Below are 16,588 nucleotides of genomic sequence, written 5' to 3'. Positions count from 1 at the left end.
AAATCGGCGGGTCTCCTTATGGTTTGGCGCACCACTTTCCACCCTTTGCCTGTTCAGGTCTGGACCGGACCCTTGCCGCAGCGGGGGATCGGGCGTCCGCCGTCCGCATAGGCCAGGCACATGACAATCTCGTCCGGGCCCGTCGCATCCGCCATGACCAGGGTCATCGTGTCGAAATGATCAAAGGACCAGGGGTTGTCCTTGTGACCCAGCGGCACGTCAATCGTTGTGCCCGGTCCGCCCAGTTTTACATTGGAAGGGATCACCGCCGCTCCGCCGCCCGCTGCCACGCGCATCGGCGCACCCAGTTTGGGATGCACAACCGCCCCGCCCTGTTCCATGTCGCCATTTGCTCCGACAATCGCGGCCTTGCCGTAGGAAATCGGGGGATTGCCCAATTCGGCGATGGCTTGCCGTGCCAGAGCTTCGCCCAATTCGCGACCGATCTCGAACAGGGGCGAGAGGTCACGAAAGAACCGACCCGCCAGCGGATTGCGAAACGCGACCATGACAGCCACCCGGGTCACGGGATGGCAAGGTTCACCGAAGGCATTCGCGGTAATGATTTCACGTTGAAAAACGGTCTTGCGGGGCTGCGCCAAGGGTCACCTCCGGACACGGAATGCACAAAACCTACGATGGATACCGAAAAAGGAAAACCCCCGCCGGTGTCCCGGCGGGGGTTTCAAATACTTGTCGTAAGACCGGGATTACCAGTCTTCGCGGACCACGACGCGGGTCTTGATCGGCAGCTTCATCGCGGCCAGGCGCAGGGCCTCGCGGGCGATGTCGTCATTGACGCCATCGATCTCGAACATCACGCGACCGGGCTTGACCTTGCAGGCCCAGTAATCCACCGAACCCTTACCTTTACCCATACGGACTTCGGTCGGCTTCGAGGTCACCGGCGTATCCGGGAAGATCCGGATCCAGACGCGGCCCTGACGTTTCATGTGACGCGTCATGGCACGACGTGCGGCTTCGATCTGGCGGGCGGTAACCCGCTCGGGCTCCAGAGCCTTCAGACCATAGGTGCCGAAGTTCAGGTCGCTTCCGCCTTTTGCGAGACCGTGGATACGGCCCTTGAACATCTTGCGGAATTTAGTGCGCTTTGGTTGCAGCATCTCTAATCCTCCTTAGCGGCGGCCACCGGCGCCACGCGGGGCCGGACCGTCCTGGAGTTCCTGTGCCTTGCGGTCACGCGCCTGCGGATCATGCTCGAGGATCTCGCCTTTGAAAATCCAGACCTTGATCCCGATGATCCCGTAAGGGGTCGAGGCCTCGGCCAGAGCATAATCGATGTCGGCGCGCAGGGTGTGCAGGGGCACGCGGCCCTCGCGATACCACTCGGTCCGTGCGATCTCGGCACCGCCCAGACGGCCGGCGACGTTCACACGGATGCCCAGGGCACCCATCCGCATCGAGTTTTGCACCGCGCGCTTCATCGCACGGCGGAAGGACACGCGGCGTTCCAGCTGCTGTGCGATCGACTCGGCGACCAACTGAGCATCCATCTCGGGCTTGCGCACTTCGACGATGTTCAGGTGCAGCTCGCTGTCGGTCATGTTCGCCAGCTTCTTGCGCAGGGTCTCGATATCGGCGCCTTTCTTGCCGATGATCACGCCAGGACGCGCAGTGTGGATCGTCACGCGGCACTTCTTGTGCGGACGTTCGATGATCACACGGGCGACACCGGCCTGCTTGCACTCTTCCTTGATAAACTCGCGGATCGCGAGGTCTTCGAGCAGCAGATTGCCATAGTCCTTGGTATCTGCGTACCAGCGGCTGTCCCAGGTGCGGTTGACCTGAAGACGCATGCCGATCGGATTGACTTTATGTCCCATTAGGCTTGCTCCTCAACTTGACGCACCTTGATGGTGAGCTCCGAGAACGGCTTCATGATCTTGCCGAACCGGCCACGGGCCCGCGGGCGGCCGCGCTTCATGACCAGGTTCTTGCCAACCCATGCTTCGGCAACGATCAGCTCGTCCACGTCCAGGTTGTGGTTGTTTTCGGCATTGGCGATGGCGGACTGAAGGCATTTCTTCACGTCCTGCGCGATCCGCTTGTTCGAAAAAGTCAGATCGGTCAGGGCCTGTCCGACTTTCTTGCCGCGGATCATCGCTGCAACCAGGTTCAGTTTCTGCGGGCTGGTGCGAAGCATGCGGGTTTTCGCCATTGCTTCGTTTTCGGCCACGCGGCGGGGGTTCTTTTCCTTGCCCATGACTTACTTCCGCTTCGCTTTTTTGTCAGCCGCGTGACCGTAATAGGTCCGGGTCGGCGAGTATTCACCGAACTTCTGACCGATCATGTCTTCGGAGACGTTGACGGGGATGTGTTTCTGGCCGTTGTACACGCCAAAGGTCAGACCCACGAACTGGGGCAGGATAGTGGACCGGCGCGACCAGATCTTGATGACTTCGTTGCGGCCCGACTCGCGCGCTGCTGCTGCCTTCTTCAGGACATAAGCATCGACGAAAGGACCTTTCCAAACAGAGCGAGACATTGCTTAACGCCCTTTCTTCTTGGCGTGACGCGAGCGAATGATCAGCTTTTGCGACGCTTTGTTCTTGTTGCGGGTACGGGTACCCTTGGTGTCCTTGCCCCACGGGGTCACCGGCGTACGGCCACCCGAGGTGCGACCCTCACCACCACCATGGGGGTGGTCGATCGGGTTCATTGCGACACCGCGAACCGACGGACGGATGCCCTTGTGCCGCATGCGGCCGGCCTTGCCGTAGTTCTGGTTGCTGTTGTCGGGGTTCGACACGGCACCGACGGTGGCCATGCATTCCTGACGCACCATGCGCAGTTCGCCCGAGCTCAGACGGATCTGAGCGTAGCCGCCATCACGGCCCACGAACTGGGCGTAGGTGCCGGCGGCACGTGCGATCTGACCGCCCTTGCCGGGCTTCATCTCGATGTTGTGCACGATGGTACCGATCGGCATGCCCGAGAAGGGCATCGCGTTACCCGGCTTGATGTCGGCCTTGGCGGATGCCACGACCTTGTCACCGACCGCCAGACGCTGCGCGGCCAGGATATAGGCCTGCTCGCCGTCTTCGTATTTGATCAGTGCGATAAACGCGGTCCGGTTCGGATCGTACTCGATCCGCTCGACGGTGGCCGCCACATCGAATTTGTTCCGTTTGAAGTCAACGATCCGGTAGAGGCGTTTTGCCCCACCACCGCGGCGACGCGAGGTGATCCGTCCGGTGTTGTTCCGACCGCCCGATTTAGTAAGACCCTCAGTGAGAGACTTGACCGGACGTCCTTTCCAAAGCTCCGAACGGTCGATCAGCACCAGCCCGCGCTGGCCCGGCGTCGTCGGCTTATACGACTTGAGTGCCATGCTTTCTGTCTTCCGTTTAGCAACGGCGGGTTGCCCCGCCTATGTATTGAGGCCCCCGTAGGTGCCCATTGTATAGGGCCCCGAAGGTCCCCGGCTGCAAAAATCACGAGCCCCGGGACGAATCCCAGGGCGCAAGATTGGGAGCATGTAACAAGGCAGCAAATGATTGTCTATAGAGAACCAAGAAAATAAGGCGGTGACGCTTTCAGCGCCAAAGTGTCAAATCTACTTTCCCAACGGGACGCTGAAGAACTGACTTTGGCAGTTAGAACTCAGCCATCGCCCAGATCCAATGTCGCTTGCTGTCAAGCTCACCATAGCAACTGGAGAAACGCTCGGCCAGGACCGCGTCATCGCTGCGTAAAAATTCGAGACAGCCGCCAACGGCTTGCCAGTCTGGCCGAAGGCTTTAGCCAGGGCCTGGGCGTGCATCTCGTGCAGATAGTAACTACCGCTCCAATTCAGCACGTATGATCCGGTGCCCACGCGCTCGTCCGCTATGATCGTGGCGAGAGAGCGCGTATAGGTCTCGCGCACGCCCTACCCCGTACCCCAGGCGTCAAGCGGGTTCTCTGCCGCGATACCGGGTTCGAGCACCGCCTGAACCGCCGCCATGGTGCCGGGCGACAGCTCGGCATAGTCAAGGCGGTGATCGTCTGCCATGTCAGCCATTAATTCGAGCTCGCAACCGGAATTGTGGATCGAGGCGATGCCCGGAGCGGATGCTCCCCCCAACCCAGCGCAAATTGCGCCAGCATCGCCGCCACCTCGTCGATCGACCCCGCCATATAACCGCCCAGCCGCCGCACCAGCGCGCGGAACAGGGCATCGTCGCCCACCGGCGCGCCCGTATGCGAGCTCGCCATGCGTGCACTCAGGGCCGAGCGCCCAGCCTTGAGGATCGCCGCCGCAATGTCGCGGGTGGCCACCTCCTCCATCGCGGCGACAACTCCCTCCGGGTCGTGCACGGTTTCGAGGAACAGGCCGACCACGCGGGTTTCCGGCTGGTCGACCATCCAGCGCGGGTAGTCGGCGGTGGTGGTCACCGTCTCGGAGCCGGTGCTGACCGCCGGCGAAAACCGCAGCCGCCGGTCGTTGTTCATCAACGCCCAAGGATCGAGCCCGATTGCGCAATACCCCCCCGGTTTCGGGTTCAGCGGTACCGGAAACGGAGTCACCCGCAGCGCACAACTGAAGTTATGAAACCCCATGCTGTTGGGGCCGCAGAGCGCGGCGCCAGCCGCGCAGACCCGATCGCCGATAAGGCGGCGCATCTCTGGATCGGGACATTCCGAATTGGAAACGAGCGATTTACCCGGCTTATACCGGGCCGCTAATCGGCAACATGGCCCGAGCCGCCGTCTTGTCGCAGATCAGTGGGACAAAGCCCCACGCGGGCACCGACAGCCCGGCCCCGCCCTGCCTGATCAGGCGCGCCCGGTTAGCAAACTGCTCGACCGCAAGGATCGACGGTTCCGCATCCATATACAGCAGATACGCCTATGGGGGGCGGGCAAAAAGGACCTTGGATCGATGGAACAGGGGAAAGCCCAGCATATCCTCGAGCCGCGAGAGCGCGATGCTGATGGCGGGCTGGGTCAGGTGCAGCCGATCCGCCGCCTTCGAGACGGATCCCTCTTCCATCACGGCATGAAAGACTTCGAGATGGCGCAGCTTCAGATGTATGGCGAGACTAAAAGAAACCAAACATCAGGGGACAGGCAGATTATCATTTTGTTACATTGCAGCAAGATTTACCCGCCTGCACCGCAATCTTCCAGGATCATGTCGGCGCCCTTTTCGCCCACCATGATCGCCGGGGCATTGGTATTGCCGGAGGTCAGCGTAGGAAAGATCGAGGCATCGACCACCCGCAGCCCGCTGATGCCATGCACCCGCAGGCGTGCGTCCACCACGTCCCGCGCCACGTCCGGCCCCATCCGGCAGGTGCTGACCGGGTGGAACACGGTTCCGGCCCGCTGCCGGATGTCGGCGATCAGATCGTCATCGGAACGAACATCCGCACCGGGCAGCATCTCGGCCTCGATCAGCCGGGCAAGCGCCGGGGCCTCGGCCAGCCGCCGCAGCAGCCGCGTACCTTCGAGAATCTCCTGCATGTCGATCTCGGTGGAGAGGTAATTGGGGTGGATCGCCGGTGGCTCTTTCGGGTCCGAGGAGCGGATCTCCAGATGCCCCCGGCTGGTGGGTCGGGTCGGCTGGGCGCTGAGCAGGAAGCCGGGGAACGGGTCGGGGTTCATCAGCGGCCGCTTGCCCGGCGGCGCCTTGGTATAGCTGACCGGCGAAAAGAACAGCTGCATGTTCGGACGATCCAAACCGGGACGCGAGCGCACGAAGCCACCCGCCTGGTTGACGCCCAGCGACAGCGGCCCGCGCCGTGTCAGCACATAGCGCAGCCCGTGCCACAGCTTGCCATACCACGGGTGCAGCTGGGTGTTCAGCGTCGGCACGCGCGAGCGGTAGAGATGGTCGATACAGAGATGATCCTGCAAATTCCGCCCCACCCCGTCCAGCGCATGCACCACCTCTATGCCCTTGCCCCGCAACAGGCGGGCGGGGCCGATGCCGGAGAGTTGCAGCAATTGCGGAGAGTTGATCGCACCGCCCGACAGGATCACTTCGCGCCGGGCGCGCACGGTCTTGACCTGCCCGTTCCGGCGATAGGAAATACCCGCCGCGCGCCTGCCCTCGAACAGCACCCGTTCGGCCAGCGCCCTCGTCTCGACACGCAGGTTCGCGCGTCGCAAAACGGGGCGCAGATAGGCCCGCGCCGCCGACATCCGCATGCCCCCCTTGGCGGTGTTCTGATAGGTGCCCACCCCCTCTTGCGTGGCGCCGTTGAAATCGGGGTTGTGCGGAAATTGAAGCTCTCCGCCCGCAGCGATGAAATCCCGGCAGAGCGGGTGCAGATCCCGGTCCATGGTCGCCACATGCAGCGGACCATTGTCGCCGCGAAAGGCGTCTCCACCCCGGTCGTTGGTCTCGGACCGCCGGAAATAGGGCAGCACATCGTCCCAGCCCCAACCCGGATTGCCCATCGCCTGCCACGCGTCGAAATCCTGTGCCTGTCCCCGGATATAGACCATCGCGTTGATCGAGCTTGACCCACCCAGCACCTTGCCGCGCGGCCAATAGCTGACCCGCCCGTTCAGCGCCGCATCGGGTTCGGTATGGTACATCCAGTTGACGCTGGGCCGGTAAAAGGTCTTGCCATAGCCGATCGGCATCCAGATCCAGAAGTTCAGATCGCTGCCCCCCGCCTCCAGCAGCAACACCGTGTGCCGGCCGTTCTCGCTCAGCCGGTTGGCCAGCACGCAGCCGGCCGACCCCGCACCCACGATTATGAAGTCATATTCGCTCATGGCGGGCACCGCCCCCTGTTGCCGAGCATCTAGGTCGCAGGTGCCGCGCTGATGACAAAAAGTTTGCGCATGTGGTCATGTATCTCCCATTGACCGGTCCAGCCCTGCGGAAGCACCAGAAGGTCGCCCGGCCCGATGTCGCGGCTGCCACTACCATCGGCATTTGTCACAGTCGCCCGTCCGGACAGGATATGACAATATTCGCCGCCCCCGGTGCGGTCTGCGGTAAACCGGCCCGGCGTGCACTCCCAGACCCCGATCATGGTGCCGCCATCGGCCGACGTCCACAACACAGTCGAGGCCTCGGTCTGACCCTTGGTCAGGCTGGTGGGCTTGTCGGCAAAGGCGCCCAGCGGTACCGAGGCAAGGTCGGCGAATGTTTGCAGGTCGATCATGGCAGCTCTCTCGATCAGGGGGGAATGCCCGAACCCGGGCATCACTCGCTTGGTTTCGTTGATTTCTTCTGTTGTCCAAACAGCTGCGCCAGCACCATCATCCCCGTCGTCACCAGGATCATGATGGTCGAGATCGAGGCGATGGTCGGATCGATCTGGTCGCGCAGCGCGTTGAACATGTTGCGCGTCAGGGTCGGGTTGTCGCCGCCCGAGACGAACATCGCCACCACCACCTCGTCAAACGAGGTGAGAAAGGACAAGAGCGCGCTCGTCACCACGGCAAAGCGGATCTGCGGCAGCGTCACAGTCAGAAACGCCTTCCACCGCGGTGCGCCCAGGCTGCGGGCGGCCTCCTCCTGGCTCATGTCGAAGCTTTTCAGCGCCGAGCCGGTGACGATCACCACCAGCGGCAGTGCCAGCACCGTATGCGCCAGCACCAGCCCGGTGATCGTGTAGAGGATCTGAAGCTGCACATAGGCGTAGAAGGCCCCGATCGCGACCAGCACCACCGGCACCATCATCGGCGTGATCATCAGCACGAAAGCCGCGCGGACAAACCGGATTTTCGAGCAATGCAGGCCATAAGCCGCCAGCACGCCAATCGGTGTCGCCACCAGCATCGTCAGGAACGCCGCCTTGAACGAGGTGCGCGTTGCCAGCATCCACTCGGGCGAGCCGAAGTAATGGTCGTACCAGCGCGTCGACCAGGTCTCGGGCGGAAACTCCAGATACTGGCTGTCCGAGAATGACATCGGCACGACGATCAGCGTGGGTGTCACCAATAGCACCATGGTGATCACCGCAATGACGTAGAGCCACAGGCGCTGGCCATGGGTGATCTGGGTCTCGGTCGCGGGGCTTTGGAACCAGCGCAGCATCAGTGCCCTCCCCCGGTCATCTTCTCAAGGTTCAGGAAACGCGAGGCGATCCACAGGATCACCATGGTCGATACCAGGAGCACAACTCCCAACGCGCTGGCCGCCCCCCAGTTCACGAACAGCTCGATATTGGACACGATCTTCATCGATACCATGATCACCTTGCCGCCGCCCAGCACCGCCGGGGTGACAAAGAACCCAAGGCACAGGATGAACACCATCAGCGACCCCGCAAAGAGGCCCGGCAGCGTCAGCGGAAAGAACACCGTCCAGAACGCCCGGCGCGGGCTGGCACCCAGGTTCGAGGCCGCCTTCATCAGGTCGCGGTCAATCGCCTTCATCGCGCCATAGACCGGCAGGATCAGGAAGGGCAGCATGATATGCACCATGCCGATCAGGGTACCGGTCATGTTGTGGACAATCTTGATGGGTTCGTCCCACAGCCCCAGCGAGATCGCCCATTCATTGACCAGCCCGCGCTTTTGCAGCAGCACCAGCCAGGCATAGGTGCGCACCAGAAGCGAGGTCCAGAACGGCAGCAGCACCGTGATCAAGCACAGGTTGGCGATCCGATTGGGCAGGCCCGCGATGAAATAGGCCAGCGGATAGCCGATCAGGATACAAAGGCCGGTGGTCAGGAAACTGACCTCGAACGTGGTCTGAAAGATGCGGGCATAGGATTTCCGCTTCAGCATCCGCTCGTAATTTTCCAGCGAGAACGTGCCATCCGCCCCGATGAACGAGACATAGAACAGCCAGCCCACCGGGATCACCAGAATGACAAGGATCAGCAGGATCGCGGGCGAGCCGAGGCCAAAGAGCCTGAGCCGTTCCAGCCATTCGTCCCGCCTCAGCCCCGCCTCGTTGGTGCGTACCACCTCCATCCTAGGCCTCGCTTCCGTCGATCAGCACCGTATCCTCGGGTGCCAGGCACAGGGTCAGCGCCTCGCCCACCGCAGGCAGGGCGGTGACATTGGCGCCCCGCATGGCGCCGCGCAACACGATCTGCGCGCCATCGGCCAGCGCCGCATGCAGCAGGAAACTGTCGCCCTGATAGACCACCTCGGTCGCCATGGCGGCAAAGTTGTTGGCCCCCTCGCGCGGCCCCTCGCGCGACAGCACCACCCGTTCCGGGCGGATCATCAACAGCAGGCTGGCCGCCTCGGGCGGCGGGCTGTCATGCAACAGGGGCGTTCCGTCGAACAGCACCGTGTCACCCTGGCGCGACACCGGCAGAAAGGTGGATTCACCGATGAAATCGGCCACGAAGCGGTTGGCGGGCCGCTCGTACAGGTCGCGCGGCGTGGCCAGTTGCATGATCCGCCCATGGTTCACCACCGCGATCCTGTCCGACATGGTCAGCGCCTCGCGCTGGTCATGGGTGACATAGACCGTGGTCATGCCCAGTTTCTCATGCAGGTGCCGCAATTCGATCTGCATCTGGTCGCGCAGCTTCTTGTCCAGCGCCGACAGTGGCTCGTCCATCAGCAGGATGCGCGGTTCGAACACGATGGCGCGGGCCACCGCGACGCGCTGGCGCTGGCCGCCCGACAGCTGGTCGATCCGCCGGTCGCCAAAGCCCCCCAGTTGCACCGTGTCCAGCGCCGCCTCGACGCGGGCGGCGATCTCGGGCTTGGGCACCTTGCGCAGCTTCAGCGGGTACCCCACGTTGCCTGCCACCGTCATATGCGGGAACAGCGCATAGCTTTGGAATGTCATCCCCACATCGCGCAGATGCGGCGGCGTGCGGATCACCTCGCGGTCGCCGAATTTCAGACTGCCGCAATCGGGCCGGGTGAACCCCGCCAGCACCATCAACAGCGTCGTCTTGCCCGACCCCGACGGGCCCAGAAGCGTCAGGAACTCACCGCTTTGCACCTCTAGCGAGACATCATTGAGCGCATGCACCGGGCCATAGGTCTTGGTCACGTTCTTGACCGAGATCGGCAGGGCTTCGTTGGTTCTGGAGGTCAAGACAAACCCTCGCAATCTTCGTTCGAGAAACAAGCGGGCGCCGCAGCGCCCGCCCTTGAATGGCTGGAAACCCGCCTCACTCGGTCAGCATTTCCTGATACATCTCGGCCGCGATGGTCTCCCACTTGGCGTACCAGTCCAGCGAGACCGGCAGCTGCATCGCCGCGTTTTCGGGCGACGAAGGCAGGCCCGCCGCCACGTCGGCGGTGATCACGCCGGTCTCATAGGCCGCCTTGTTGGTCGGCCCATAGGTGATGTATTTCGGCAGATCGTCCTGGTACTCGGGTTTGGAAATCTCGTTGAGGAATTCCATCGCCGTATCGCGGTTCGGCGCGCCCTTGGGCACCGCGAAACAGTCGTAGTCGAGCAGCGCCTGGTTGAAGCTATAGGCTACCTTGGCGCCGTCCTTCTTGGCATTGTCAAACCGGCCGTTCCAGCCGGTGGTCATATCGACCTCGCCATCCTTCATCAGCTGCGCATGCTGTGCGCCGGATGTCCAGAACACCGAGATATGCGGCTTCAACTCGCGGATCTTGTCGATCGCCCGTTCAATCCCCTCTTCGCTGTCGAGCACGCTATAGACATCGGCAGGCGCCACGCCATCGGCCATCAGCGCGCCCTCCAGCGCGCCCGCCACCTTGCCGCGATAGGCGCGCGAGCCGGGGAACTTCTCGACATCCCAGAAATCGGCCCAGCTCTGCGGTCCGTTCTCGCCATAGGTGTTGGTGTTCCAGGCATAGACGGTCGAGAACACATCGCCGCCGATGCAGTAATCGTTGTAAAGACCGGGATAGAAGGTCGAGACGTCGATCACGTTATAGTCTAGCTTCTCCAGCAGCCCCTCGGCCGCAGCCCGTGCCGCAGAACCGGAACCGCTGGCCACGATATCCAGCGTCACCTGCCCCGAGCTGACCTGAAGTCGCACATCGGACATGCCGCCATAGGTCTCCTGCTTGACCTCGATACCGGTATTGGCGGCGGCGGGTTCGAACAGCGCCTTGCTTTGCGCCTCCTGATACGAGCCGCCCCAGGACGCGATGGTCACGCTCTTGCCCTGCGCAAATGCGCCCGTCGCCAAGACTGCGGCAGAGATCGTCAGAATTGTTCTCGTTTTCATTGGTTTCCTCCCTTTGGTGGTTTTCCGGGTCCTGCCCCGTCCAGATCGGCAGGCAGCGGGCAAGGCGCCCAAGTCGTGTTCCACCTGTCGCGATAGTGCGGGCACCAGCGGGACAAATGAAATTTCGAATCCTAAACCTTGGTTTCGATCCGTTAATACCGGGTCAGGCTGGCGGTGCCGTCCTGCCCGGCCCGTTCAGGTCATGCGCAAAGCCTTTCGAAACTGTCGTTGATCCTTCCAGCGATACCAGGCCACCGCCGCGGGCAGGAACCAGGGCTTGCCGCGATAGAGGGGCCGGGTGGGAAAGGGCAGACCGTCGAACGCGGTTTGTCCCTCGGCCAGGCCCAGCACCTTTTGCCCCGCGCGCATCCCCAGATAGGGCGCCATCGACACGCCCGATCCGCAATAGCCCATGGCGTAATGAATACCGTCCTGCACCCCGGTATGGGCCAGTTCGTCGAAACTGTATGCCACAGTCCCGCTCCAGGCATGGCTCAGCGCGACGTCTTCCAATTGGGGAAAGATACGGCACATGTCCTGCCGCAGCCGGGCCGCCCCGGCCAGCGCCGTGGTTTCCGAGGCCGAGACGCGCCCCCCGAACAGCACCCGCCGCCGGTCGGGCGAGGCGCGATAGTAATAGACCACCTTGCAGGTATCGCTGGCGATCCGGTCGCCGGGGAACAGTTCGTCAATGGTCGCCTCGGGCAGCTCCTCGGTGGCGATGATATAGCTGCCGATCGGGATCACCCGCCGCTGCAACCAGGGCGTCAATGCGGTGGTATAGCCATTGGTGGCCACGATCACGTCCCGCGCCTCGACCACGCCCTTGGCGGTCTCGACCCGGAACCCCGACCCGTTGCGCGATATCCCCTGCACCCGGCACTGGCCCACAACCTGCGCCCCGGCCCCGAGGGCCAGACGCAGCAATTCGCGGTGAAACTTGCCCGGATGCAGCGAGCAATGCGCAGAAAACACCACGCCGCCGAAATAGGCATCCGTGCCCAACTGGCGGCGTTGTTCGGATCGCGGCACGGCGAAGCTTTCGATGCCTTCCTGCTGGCGCAGCTTCTCGGCATCGCGTGTCAACTCCTCGTAATGGCCCGGCGTATGCGCCGCGTGAAAGCGCCCGGCCCGGCGGAAGTCGCAGTCAAGCCCTTCGCGCGCGACGAACTCGCCGATCCAACGCAGCGCATTGGCACCCTCGGCCCGGATGCCCCGCGCCCGCTCCAACCCGAATTTCGCGGCCAGCTTTTCCAGCGAGGGTTTCACGCTGGTGCTGATCTGGCCGCCATTGCGGCTGCTGCACCCGTATCCCGGATCCTCGGCATCGACGACCAGCGTCGAGCGGCCGCCGCGCGCCGTGGTCAGCGCGGCACTCAGCCCGGTATAGCCCGCGCCGACAATCAGCACATCGACCCTGGCCGATGGCTGCGTTTGCAAGGCTGGCATGGCGCCGAGCTGATCGTGCCAGAATGGCGTCTGCCTGATGGTCGAAAGTGGCATTGGATTGAACGCGACGCTCCCTACAGCCGGGGCAGGACATCCCCCACCCGCTGGCTCCGATTGAAACGCTAGGCCAGTATTGGCTCACAATTCATATCCAATATGACAAAACTTTCAGACCAATCCTAGCGCAGGGCAGAAAGCCCGCCCAGGATACCCATCCCCCTTGCGATATCCTCGGGCGTGGCGCAGCCAAAGCCGAACACGAGACCGGATTGCGGAATCGGGGTCAGGCAGTAGCGCCGCAGCGGTGCCAGCGTGACACCCTGCTGCATGGCCTGCGCGACCACCTCGGCCTCGTCCACGCGCGCATCTAGAAATGCAGGCGTGTGAAACCCGCTGGTCGTCTCTTGCAGGCGGATGTTTTCAGGCAGACCGTGCGCGGCCTCCATCAAGGCCTCGTAGCGCGCCTTGTACAGCTGGCGCATCAGCCGGATATGGGTGGCGAAATGCCCCTCGTCCATGAACTCGGCCACGATCGCCTGCGTAGCGGTCGAGGGCCCGCTGGCCCAGGTGTCGAACATGCCATCAAAGGCCGCGACCATCCGCTCGGGCACCAGCACGAACCCCAGTCGCAACGAGGGAAACAGCGATTTCGAGAAGGTGCCGACATACAGAACCCGCCCATTGGCGTCGATACTGTGCAGCGCCGGGCGCGGCGCGTTGCCAAAGTAGAACTCGCCGTCATAATCGTCCTCGATGATCAGAGCCTGCGCCTGTTCGGCCGCCTGCAACAGCTCCAGCCGCCGGGGCAGCGACATGACATGGCCCAGCGGCTGCTGGTGCGAGGGCGTGACAAAGGCCAGCCGGAAGTGTGGCGCCTTGGCCAGCCCGTCAGACACCACCATGCCTTGTGCATCCACATCCACCGGCACCAGCTCGGCGCCTTCGGACAACAGCGCATTGCGCGCGCCCGAGGCGCCGGGATTCTCCATCCAGACCCGGTCGCCCGGATTGAGCAAGAGCCGCCCGATCAGTGAAAACGCATGTTGCGCGCCCGAGGTGATGAACACCTGCTCGGGGTCACAGCGTATGCCCTTGAGCGCGCTCAGATGGGTGGCAATCGCCCGGCGCAGCGCGGCCAGCCCCTTGGGCTGGCCATAGCCCATGACGTCGCCGCGCCCGCCCCGCAGGTGCCGCGCCGACAGCCGTGCCCAATGCGCCATCGGAAAGGCATCGAGCGCGGGCAACGCGGTGACAAAGGCGCGCGGCTTGTGCGGCAACCACGCGCGCTGGGCATAGGCGCCCTGCGCGTGGCTGATGACATAAGACAGCCTGGGCTCGCGACCGGCACTGACCGCCCCCTGACTGGGGGCGGTTACGCTCTGGTCCTCCAGTGTTTCGCTGACATATGTCCCCGCCCCGATGCGCGACACCAGCATGCCTTCGGCCACCAGCCGGTCGATGGCGTCGATCACCGTTGTGCGCGACACGCCCACCTCCTTGGCCAGCGTCCGGGTCGCCGGCAGCCGCTCACCCGCGCGCAGGGCGCCTGACAGGATCATGTCGCGCAGCGCCATGTAGAGCTGAACGCTGACACTGCGCCTGAGCGTCCGGTCCAGCCGGATCGAGGACAGCAAGGCGCCTGCGGCATGTTTCACGGGCAGCCCTCTTAATTGGTCTGGCGAAAATGTCGAAATGGATATACCTGCCAGCCCGATTTTTCGCCAGCATTTTTGCAATGCCCGTCCGCCCCGGCCGGCCAAAACCGGAAAACCACATGAAGCTTGCCAAACTCGAAACCTTTTCCACCGAATTCGTCTGCTTCGTCCGGGCCACCGCCGAGGACGGCGCGCAGGGCTGGGGACAGGTGGCGCCCTATTACGCCGACATCACCGCACAGGTGCTGCACCGGCAGGTCGCACCCTACGCGCTTGGGATGGACTGCACCGACATTGACGCCATGCTCGACATCGTGCGCGACCGCGAGCACAAGTTCCCCGGCTCCTACCTGCGCCGGGCGATGGGCGGGGTCGACACCGCGCTCTGGGACATGCACGGGCGGCGCGCGGGCAAACCGGTCTGCGAGTTGATCGGCGGCACGCCCGGACCGGTGCGCGCCTATGGCTCGTCGATGAAACGCGACATCACGCCGGTGGACGAGGCCGCGCGGCTTGCGCGCCTCCGCGACGAACTGGGCTTTGACGCCTTCAAATTCCGCATCGGCGCCGAGGTCGGCCGTGACCGGGACGAATGGCCCGGCCGCACCGAAGAGATCGTGCCGACCATGCGCCGCGCCATGGGCGACGATGTGGCGCTGCTGGTCGATGCCAATTCCTGCTACTCCCCCGCCCGCGCCATCGAGGTGGGACGGATGCTGGAACAGCACGGCATCTCGCATTATGAGGAACCCTGCCCCTACTGGGAATTCGCGCAGACCCGCGAAGTGACCGAGACGCTCGACATCGACGTCACCGGCGGCGAGCAGGATTGCATGATGGAGCGCTGGCAGACTATGATCGCCGACCGGGTGGTCGATGTGCTGCAACCCGATATCTGCTATCTGGGTGGCCTGTCGCGCACCCTGCGCGTGGCCCGCATGGCCCATGCCGCCGGGATGCCGATCACCCCGCACGCGGCCAACCTGTCGATGGTGACGCTTTTTACCATGCACCTGCTGCGCGCCATCCCGAACGCAGGAAAATATCTGGAGTTCTCCATCGAGGGGCTGGATTACTATCCTTGGCAAGACGGTCTTTTCACGTCGACCCCCTTCCGGATCGAAAATGGCCATGCAACAGTGACAGACGCCCCCGGCTGGGGCGTCGAAGTGAATCCGGATTGGCTGGCGCGGTCGAATTACCTGGTGACCGAGCCGGAGTGAAGTCCTCCCATCCTTTCGGACAGGGCACAGCATATCCAAGGTGCGCCTTGCTTGGGTACCATGCCGCGAATTTGCGATCTCGACCAATCCAGCATGTCTCCTTCGGTGTTTTCTGATCAAGGGACAAATCAGCTCATTACGAATCGTCAAAGGTGATCCAGTCGCGGATCAACTGGCGCGACTGGAAGCCATCAAAAATTGTCCGTCGTCAGAGTTTTCCGGACATCATGAGCGGTTTCGTATCGGAGGCTCTGGTTCGCTTTCTGTCAGAGTTTAGGCGGCAGCGGCTTGGTGCTGCAACCGGCGTTTTCGGATTGTCTGTTTCTTGATCTCCTCTCTCATCTTCAGGATCTTCGCGCCTCGACCGTGATAGACATCGGCGGGTGTCAGGTTGGCCAGGCTCTCGTGGTATCGGTGGTTGTTGTAGTGATCGACGAAGGCGCCGATCTGTCGTTCCAGGTCGTCGGGCAGGAAGTAATTTTCCAGCAGAACCCGGTTCTTGATCGTTTGGTGCCAGCGCTCGATCTTGCCTTGGGTCTGTGGGTGATGCGGCGCGCCACGAACATGGTCCATTCCCTTTTGCTCAAGGTATTCGGCCAGATCAGAGGCAAGGTAAGACGAGCCGTTGTCGCTGAGTAGCCGAGGCTTTTGAATGATCGTCGCGCTATCGCAACCGGACGCCTCCAGCGCCAGGTCCAGCGTGTCTGTGACATCGCTGGCCTTCATCGTCGTGCACAGTTTCCACGCGATGATGTAACGGCTGTAGTCGTCCAGGATTGTGCTGAGATAGAACCAACCCCAGCCGATCACCTTGAGATAGGTGAAGTCGGTCTGCCAGAGCTCGTTCGGACGGCTGGTCTTGTCGCGGAACTCATCCGCTGCCCGGATCACCACATGCGCAGGGGCGGTGATCAGATCCTCAGCGCTGAGGATGCGATAGACGGAGGATTCTGAGACAAAATAGCGTTTCTCATCGGTGTATTTGACGGCCAGTTCGCGCGGCGTCAGGTCTTCGTGCTCCAGCGCAAAGTCGACAACATCGTCGCGAACCGCATCCGGGATGCGGTTCCAGACCGACGCTGGCCGTGGTGAACGATCGGCAAGCCCGTCGAGGCCGCCATCGCTCCACCGGGCGTACCAGTTGTAGTAGGTGCTGCTGGGGATG

General features: G+C 62.9%; 19 protein-coding genes. 1 reads left to right on the top strand and 18 read right to left on the bottom strand.

Annotated features, from left to right (window positions below; all coding sequences use genetic code 11):
• Positions 1 to 53: 53 nt before the first annotated feature.
• The 17 genes from AC2FNY_RS15945 to pdxR all read right to left on the bottom strand — a co-directional run bounded on the left by AC2FNY_RS15945 (position 54) and on the right by pdxR (position 14,200).
• Positions 54 to 602 carry an amino acid synthesis family protein gene (locus tag AC2FNY_RS15945; RefSeq protein WP_496803068.1) on the bottom strand — a complete coding sequence of 183 codons (549 nt, stop codon included), beginning with the start codon at positions 600 to 602 and terminating at the stop codon, positions 54 to 56.
• 108 nt (positions 603 to 710) lie between these two features.
• Positions 711 to 1,124, bottom strand: coding sequence for a 50S ribosomal protein L16 (rplP, locus tag AC2FNY_RS15940; RefSeq protein ID WP_234140485.1), 414 nt, complete (start codon positions 1,122 to 1,124; stop codon positions 711 to 713).
• Positions 1,125 to 1,136: 12 nt separating this feature from the next.
• Positions 1,137 to 1,844 carry a 30S ribosomal protein S3 gene (rpsC, locus tag AC2FNY_RS15935; protein ID WP_011046247.1) on the bottom strand — a complete coding sequence of 236 codons (708 nt, stop codon included), beginning with the start codon at positions 1,842 to 1,844 and terminating at the stop codon, positions 1,137 to 1,139.
• Complete coding sequence (gene rplV / locus AC2FNY_RS15930) at positions 1,844 to 2,224, bottom strand: 50S ribosomal protein L22 (RefSeq protein ID WP_234140484.1); 381 nt, start codon at positions 2,222 to 2,224, stop codon at positions 1,844 to 1,846. Before rplV ends, rpsC begins: the two co-directional genes overlap by 1 nt.
• 3 nt (positions 2,225 to 2,227) lie before the next feature.
• On the bottom strand, positions 2,228 to 2,506 hold the full coding sequence (gene rpsS, locus AC2FNY_RS15925; RefSeq protein ID WP_093029006.1) for a 30S ribosomal protein S19: 279 nt from the start codon (positions 2,504 to 2,506) through the stop codon (positions 2,228 to 2,230).
• A gap of 3 nt (positions 2,507 to 2,509) precedes the next feature.
• Positions 2,510 to 3,352 (bottom strand): 50S ribosomal protein L2, encoded by an 843-nt coding sequence (gene rplB / locus AC2FNY_RS15920; protein ID WP_496803067.1) that lies wholly within the window; start codon positions 3,350 to 3,352, stop codon positions 2,510 to 2,512.
• Positions 3,353 to 3,892: 540 nt separating this feature from the next.
• Positions 3,893 to 4,024, bottom strand: coding sequence for a hypothetical protein (locus AC2FNY_RS15915; RefSeq protein ID WP_275671296.1), 132 nt, complete (start codon positions 4,022 to 4,024; stop codon positions 3,893 to 3,895).
• The gene (locus AC2FNY_RS15910) at positions 4,024 to 4,626 is read right to left on the bottom strand and encodes a hypothetical protein (RefSeq protein ID WP_496803066.1); all 603 of its coding nucleotides are present in this window, start codon (positions 4,624 to 4,626) and stop codon (positions 4,024 to 4,026) included. The genes AC2FNY_RS15915 and AC2FNY_RS15910 overlap by 1 nt, the downstream gene beginning before the upstream one ends.
• 226 nt (positions 4,627 to 4,852) lie before the next feature.
• Complete coding sequence (locus AC2FNY_RS15905; RefSeq protein WP_496803065.1) at positions 4,853 to 5,059, bottom strand: helix-turn-helix domain-containing protein; 207 nt, start codon at positions 5,057 to 5,059, stop codon at positions 4,853 to 4,855.
• Positions 5,060 to 5,106: 47 nt separating this feature from the next.
• Positions 5,107 to 6,732, bottom strand: a complete 1,626-nt coding sequence (locus AC2FNY_RS15900) for a GMC family oxidoreductase (protein ID WP_496803064.1) — start codon at positions 6,730 to 6,732, stop codon at positions 5,107 to 5,109.
• A 29-nt stretch (positions 6,733 to 6,761) separates the two neighbouring features.
• The gene (locus tag AC2FNY_RS15895; RefSeq protein ID WP_234140476.1) at positions 6,762 to 7,127 is read right to left on the bottom strand and encodes a cupin domain-containing protein; all 366 of its coding nucleotides are present in this window, start codon (positions 7,125 to 7,127) and stop codon (positions 6,762 to 6,764) included.
• Positions 7,128 to 7,168: 41 nt separating this feature from the next.
• The gene (locus AC2FNY_RS15890) at positions 7,169 to 8,005 is read right to left on the bottom strand and encodes an ABC transporter permease (protein WP_234167411.1); all 837 of its coding nucleotides are present in this window, start codon (positions 8,003 to 8,005) and stop codon (positions 7,169 to 7,171) included.
• A complete protein-coding gene (locus AC2FNY_RS15885) occupies positions 8,005 to 8,889 on the bottom strand; it encodes an ABC transporter permease (RefSeq protein ID WP_496803063.1) in 885 nt (294 codons plus the stop codon). The genes AC2FNY_RS15890 and AC2FNY_RS15885 overlap by 1 nt, the downstream gene beginning before the upstream one ends.
• Position 8,890: 1 nt before the next feature.
• Positions 8,891 to 9,979, bottom strand: coding sequence for an ABC transporter ATP-binding protein (locus AC2FNY_RS15880; protein WP_496803062.1), 1,089 nt, complete (start codon positions 9,977 to 9,979; stop codon positions 8,891 to 8,893).
• Between the two features lie 76 nt (positions 9,980 to 10,055).
• Complete coding sequence (locus tag AC2FNY_RS15875; protein WP_496803061.1) at positions 10,056 to 11,096, bottom strand: ABC transporter substrate-binding protein; 1,041 nt, start codon at positions 11,094 to 11,096, stop codon at positions 10,056 to 10,058.
• A 195-nt stretch (positions 11,097 to 11,291) separates the two neighbouring features.
• Entirely contained in the window at positions 11,292 to 12,545 is a 1,254-nt protein-coding gene (locus AC2FNY_RS15870; protein WP_496803060.1) for an NAD(P)/FAD-dependent oxidoreductase, read from the bottom strand.
• 179 nt (positions 12,546 to 12,724) lie between these two features.
• Positions 12,725 to 14,200, bottom strand: coding sequence for a MocR-like pyridoxine biosynthesis transcription factor PdxR (gene pdxR, locus AC2FNY_RS15865; protein ID WP_496803059.1), 1,476 nt, complete (start codon positions 14,198 to 14,200; stop codon positions 12,725 to 12,727).
• 119 nt (positions 14,201 to 14,319) lie between these two features.
• On the opposite strand from pdxR, the gene AC2FNY_RS15860 reads away from it, so the two are divergent.
• Positions 14,320 to 15,423, top strand: a complete 1,104-nt coding sequence (locus AC2FNY_RS15860; protein WP_234167419.1) for a mandelate racemase/muconate lactonizing enzyme family protein — start codon at positions 14,320 to 14,322, stop codon at positions 15,421 to 15,423.
• 273 nt (positions 15,424 to 15,696) lie between these two features.
• Here the strand turns inward: AC2FNY_RS15860 and AC2FNY_RS15855 are convergent.
• On the bottom strand, positions 15,697 to 16,588 hold an 892-nt coding region (locus AC2FNY_RS15855), incomplete at its 5' end, for an IS3 family transposase (RefSeq protein WP_496803058.1).

This window comes from Ruegeria sp. BHSC223 (assembly GCF_059613025.1).
The sequence above is the reverse complement of the archived record's forward strand: the minus strand, read 5'-3'. Positions and strand labels throughout refer to the sequence as shown.

Coding starts and splice junctions, on each gene's coding strand:
- rplP (WP_234140485.1), bottom strand. CDS start 1,124: ATGCTGCAACCAAAGCGCACTAAATTCCGCAAGATGTTCAAGGGCCGT.
- rpsC (WP_011046247.1), bottom strand. CDS start 1,844: ATGGGACATAAAGTCAATCCGATCGGCATGCGTCTTCAGGTCAACCGC.
- rplV (WP_234140484.1), bottom strand. CDS start 2,224: ATGGGCAAGGAAAAGAACCCCCGCCGCGTGGCCGAAAACGAAGCAATG.
- rpsS (WP_093029006.1), bottom strand. CDS start 2,506: ATGTCTCGCTCTGTTTGGAAAGGTCCTTTCGTCGATGCTTATGTCCTG.
- rplB (WP_496803067.1), bottom strand. CDS start 3,352: ATGGCACTCAAGTCGTATAAGCCGACGACGCCGGGCCAGCGCGGGCTG.
- AC2FNY_RS15915 (WP_275671296.1), bottom strand. CDS start 4,024: ATGGCTGACATGGCAGACGATCACCGCCTTGACTATGCCGAGCTGTCG.
- AC2FNY_RS15910 (WP_496803066.1), bottom strand. CDS start 4,626: ATGCGCCGCCTTATCGGCGATCGGGTCTGCGCGGCTGGCGCCGCGCTC.
- AC2FNY_RS15900 (WP_496803064.1), bottom strand. CDS start 6,732: ATGAGCGAATATGACTTCATAATCGTGGGTGCGGGGTCGGCCGGCTGC.
- AC2FNY_RS15895 (WP_234140476.1), bottom strand. CDS start 7,127: ATGATCGACCTGCAAACATTCGCCGACCTTGCCTCGGTACCGCTGGGC.
- AC2FNY_RS15890 (WP_234167411.1), bottom strand. CDS start 8,005: ATGCTGCGCTGGTTCCAAAGCCCCGCGACCGAGACCCAGATCACCCAT.
- AC2FNY_RS15885 (WP_496803063.1), bottom strand. CDS start 8,889: ATGGAGGTGGTACGCACCAACGAGGCGGGGCTGAGGCGGGACGAATGG.
- AC2FNY_RS15875 (WP_496803061.1), bottom strand. CDS start 11,096: ATGAAAACGAGAACAATTCTGACGATCTCTGCCGCAGTCTTGGCGACG.
- AC2FNY_RS15870 (WP_496803060.1), bottom strand. CDS start 12,545: ATGCCAGCCTTGCAAACGCAGCCATCGGCCAGGGTCGATGTGCTGATT.
- AC2FNY_RS15860 (WP_234167419.1), top strand. CDS start 14,320: ATGAAGCTTGCCAAACTCGAAACCTTTTCCACCGAATTCGTCTGCTTC.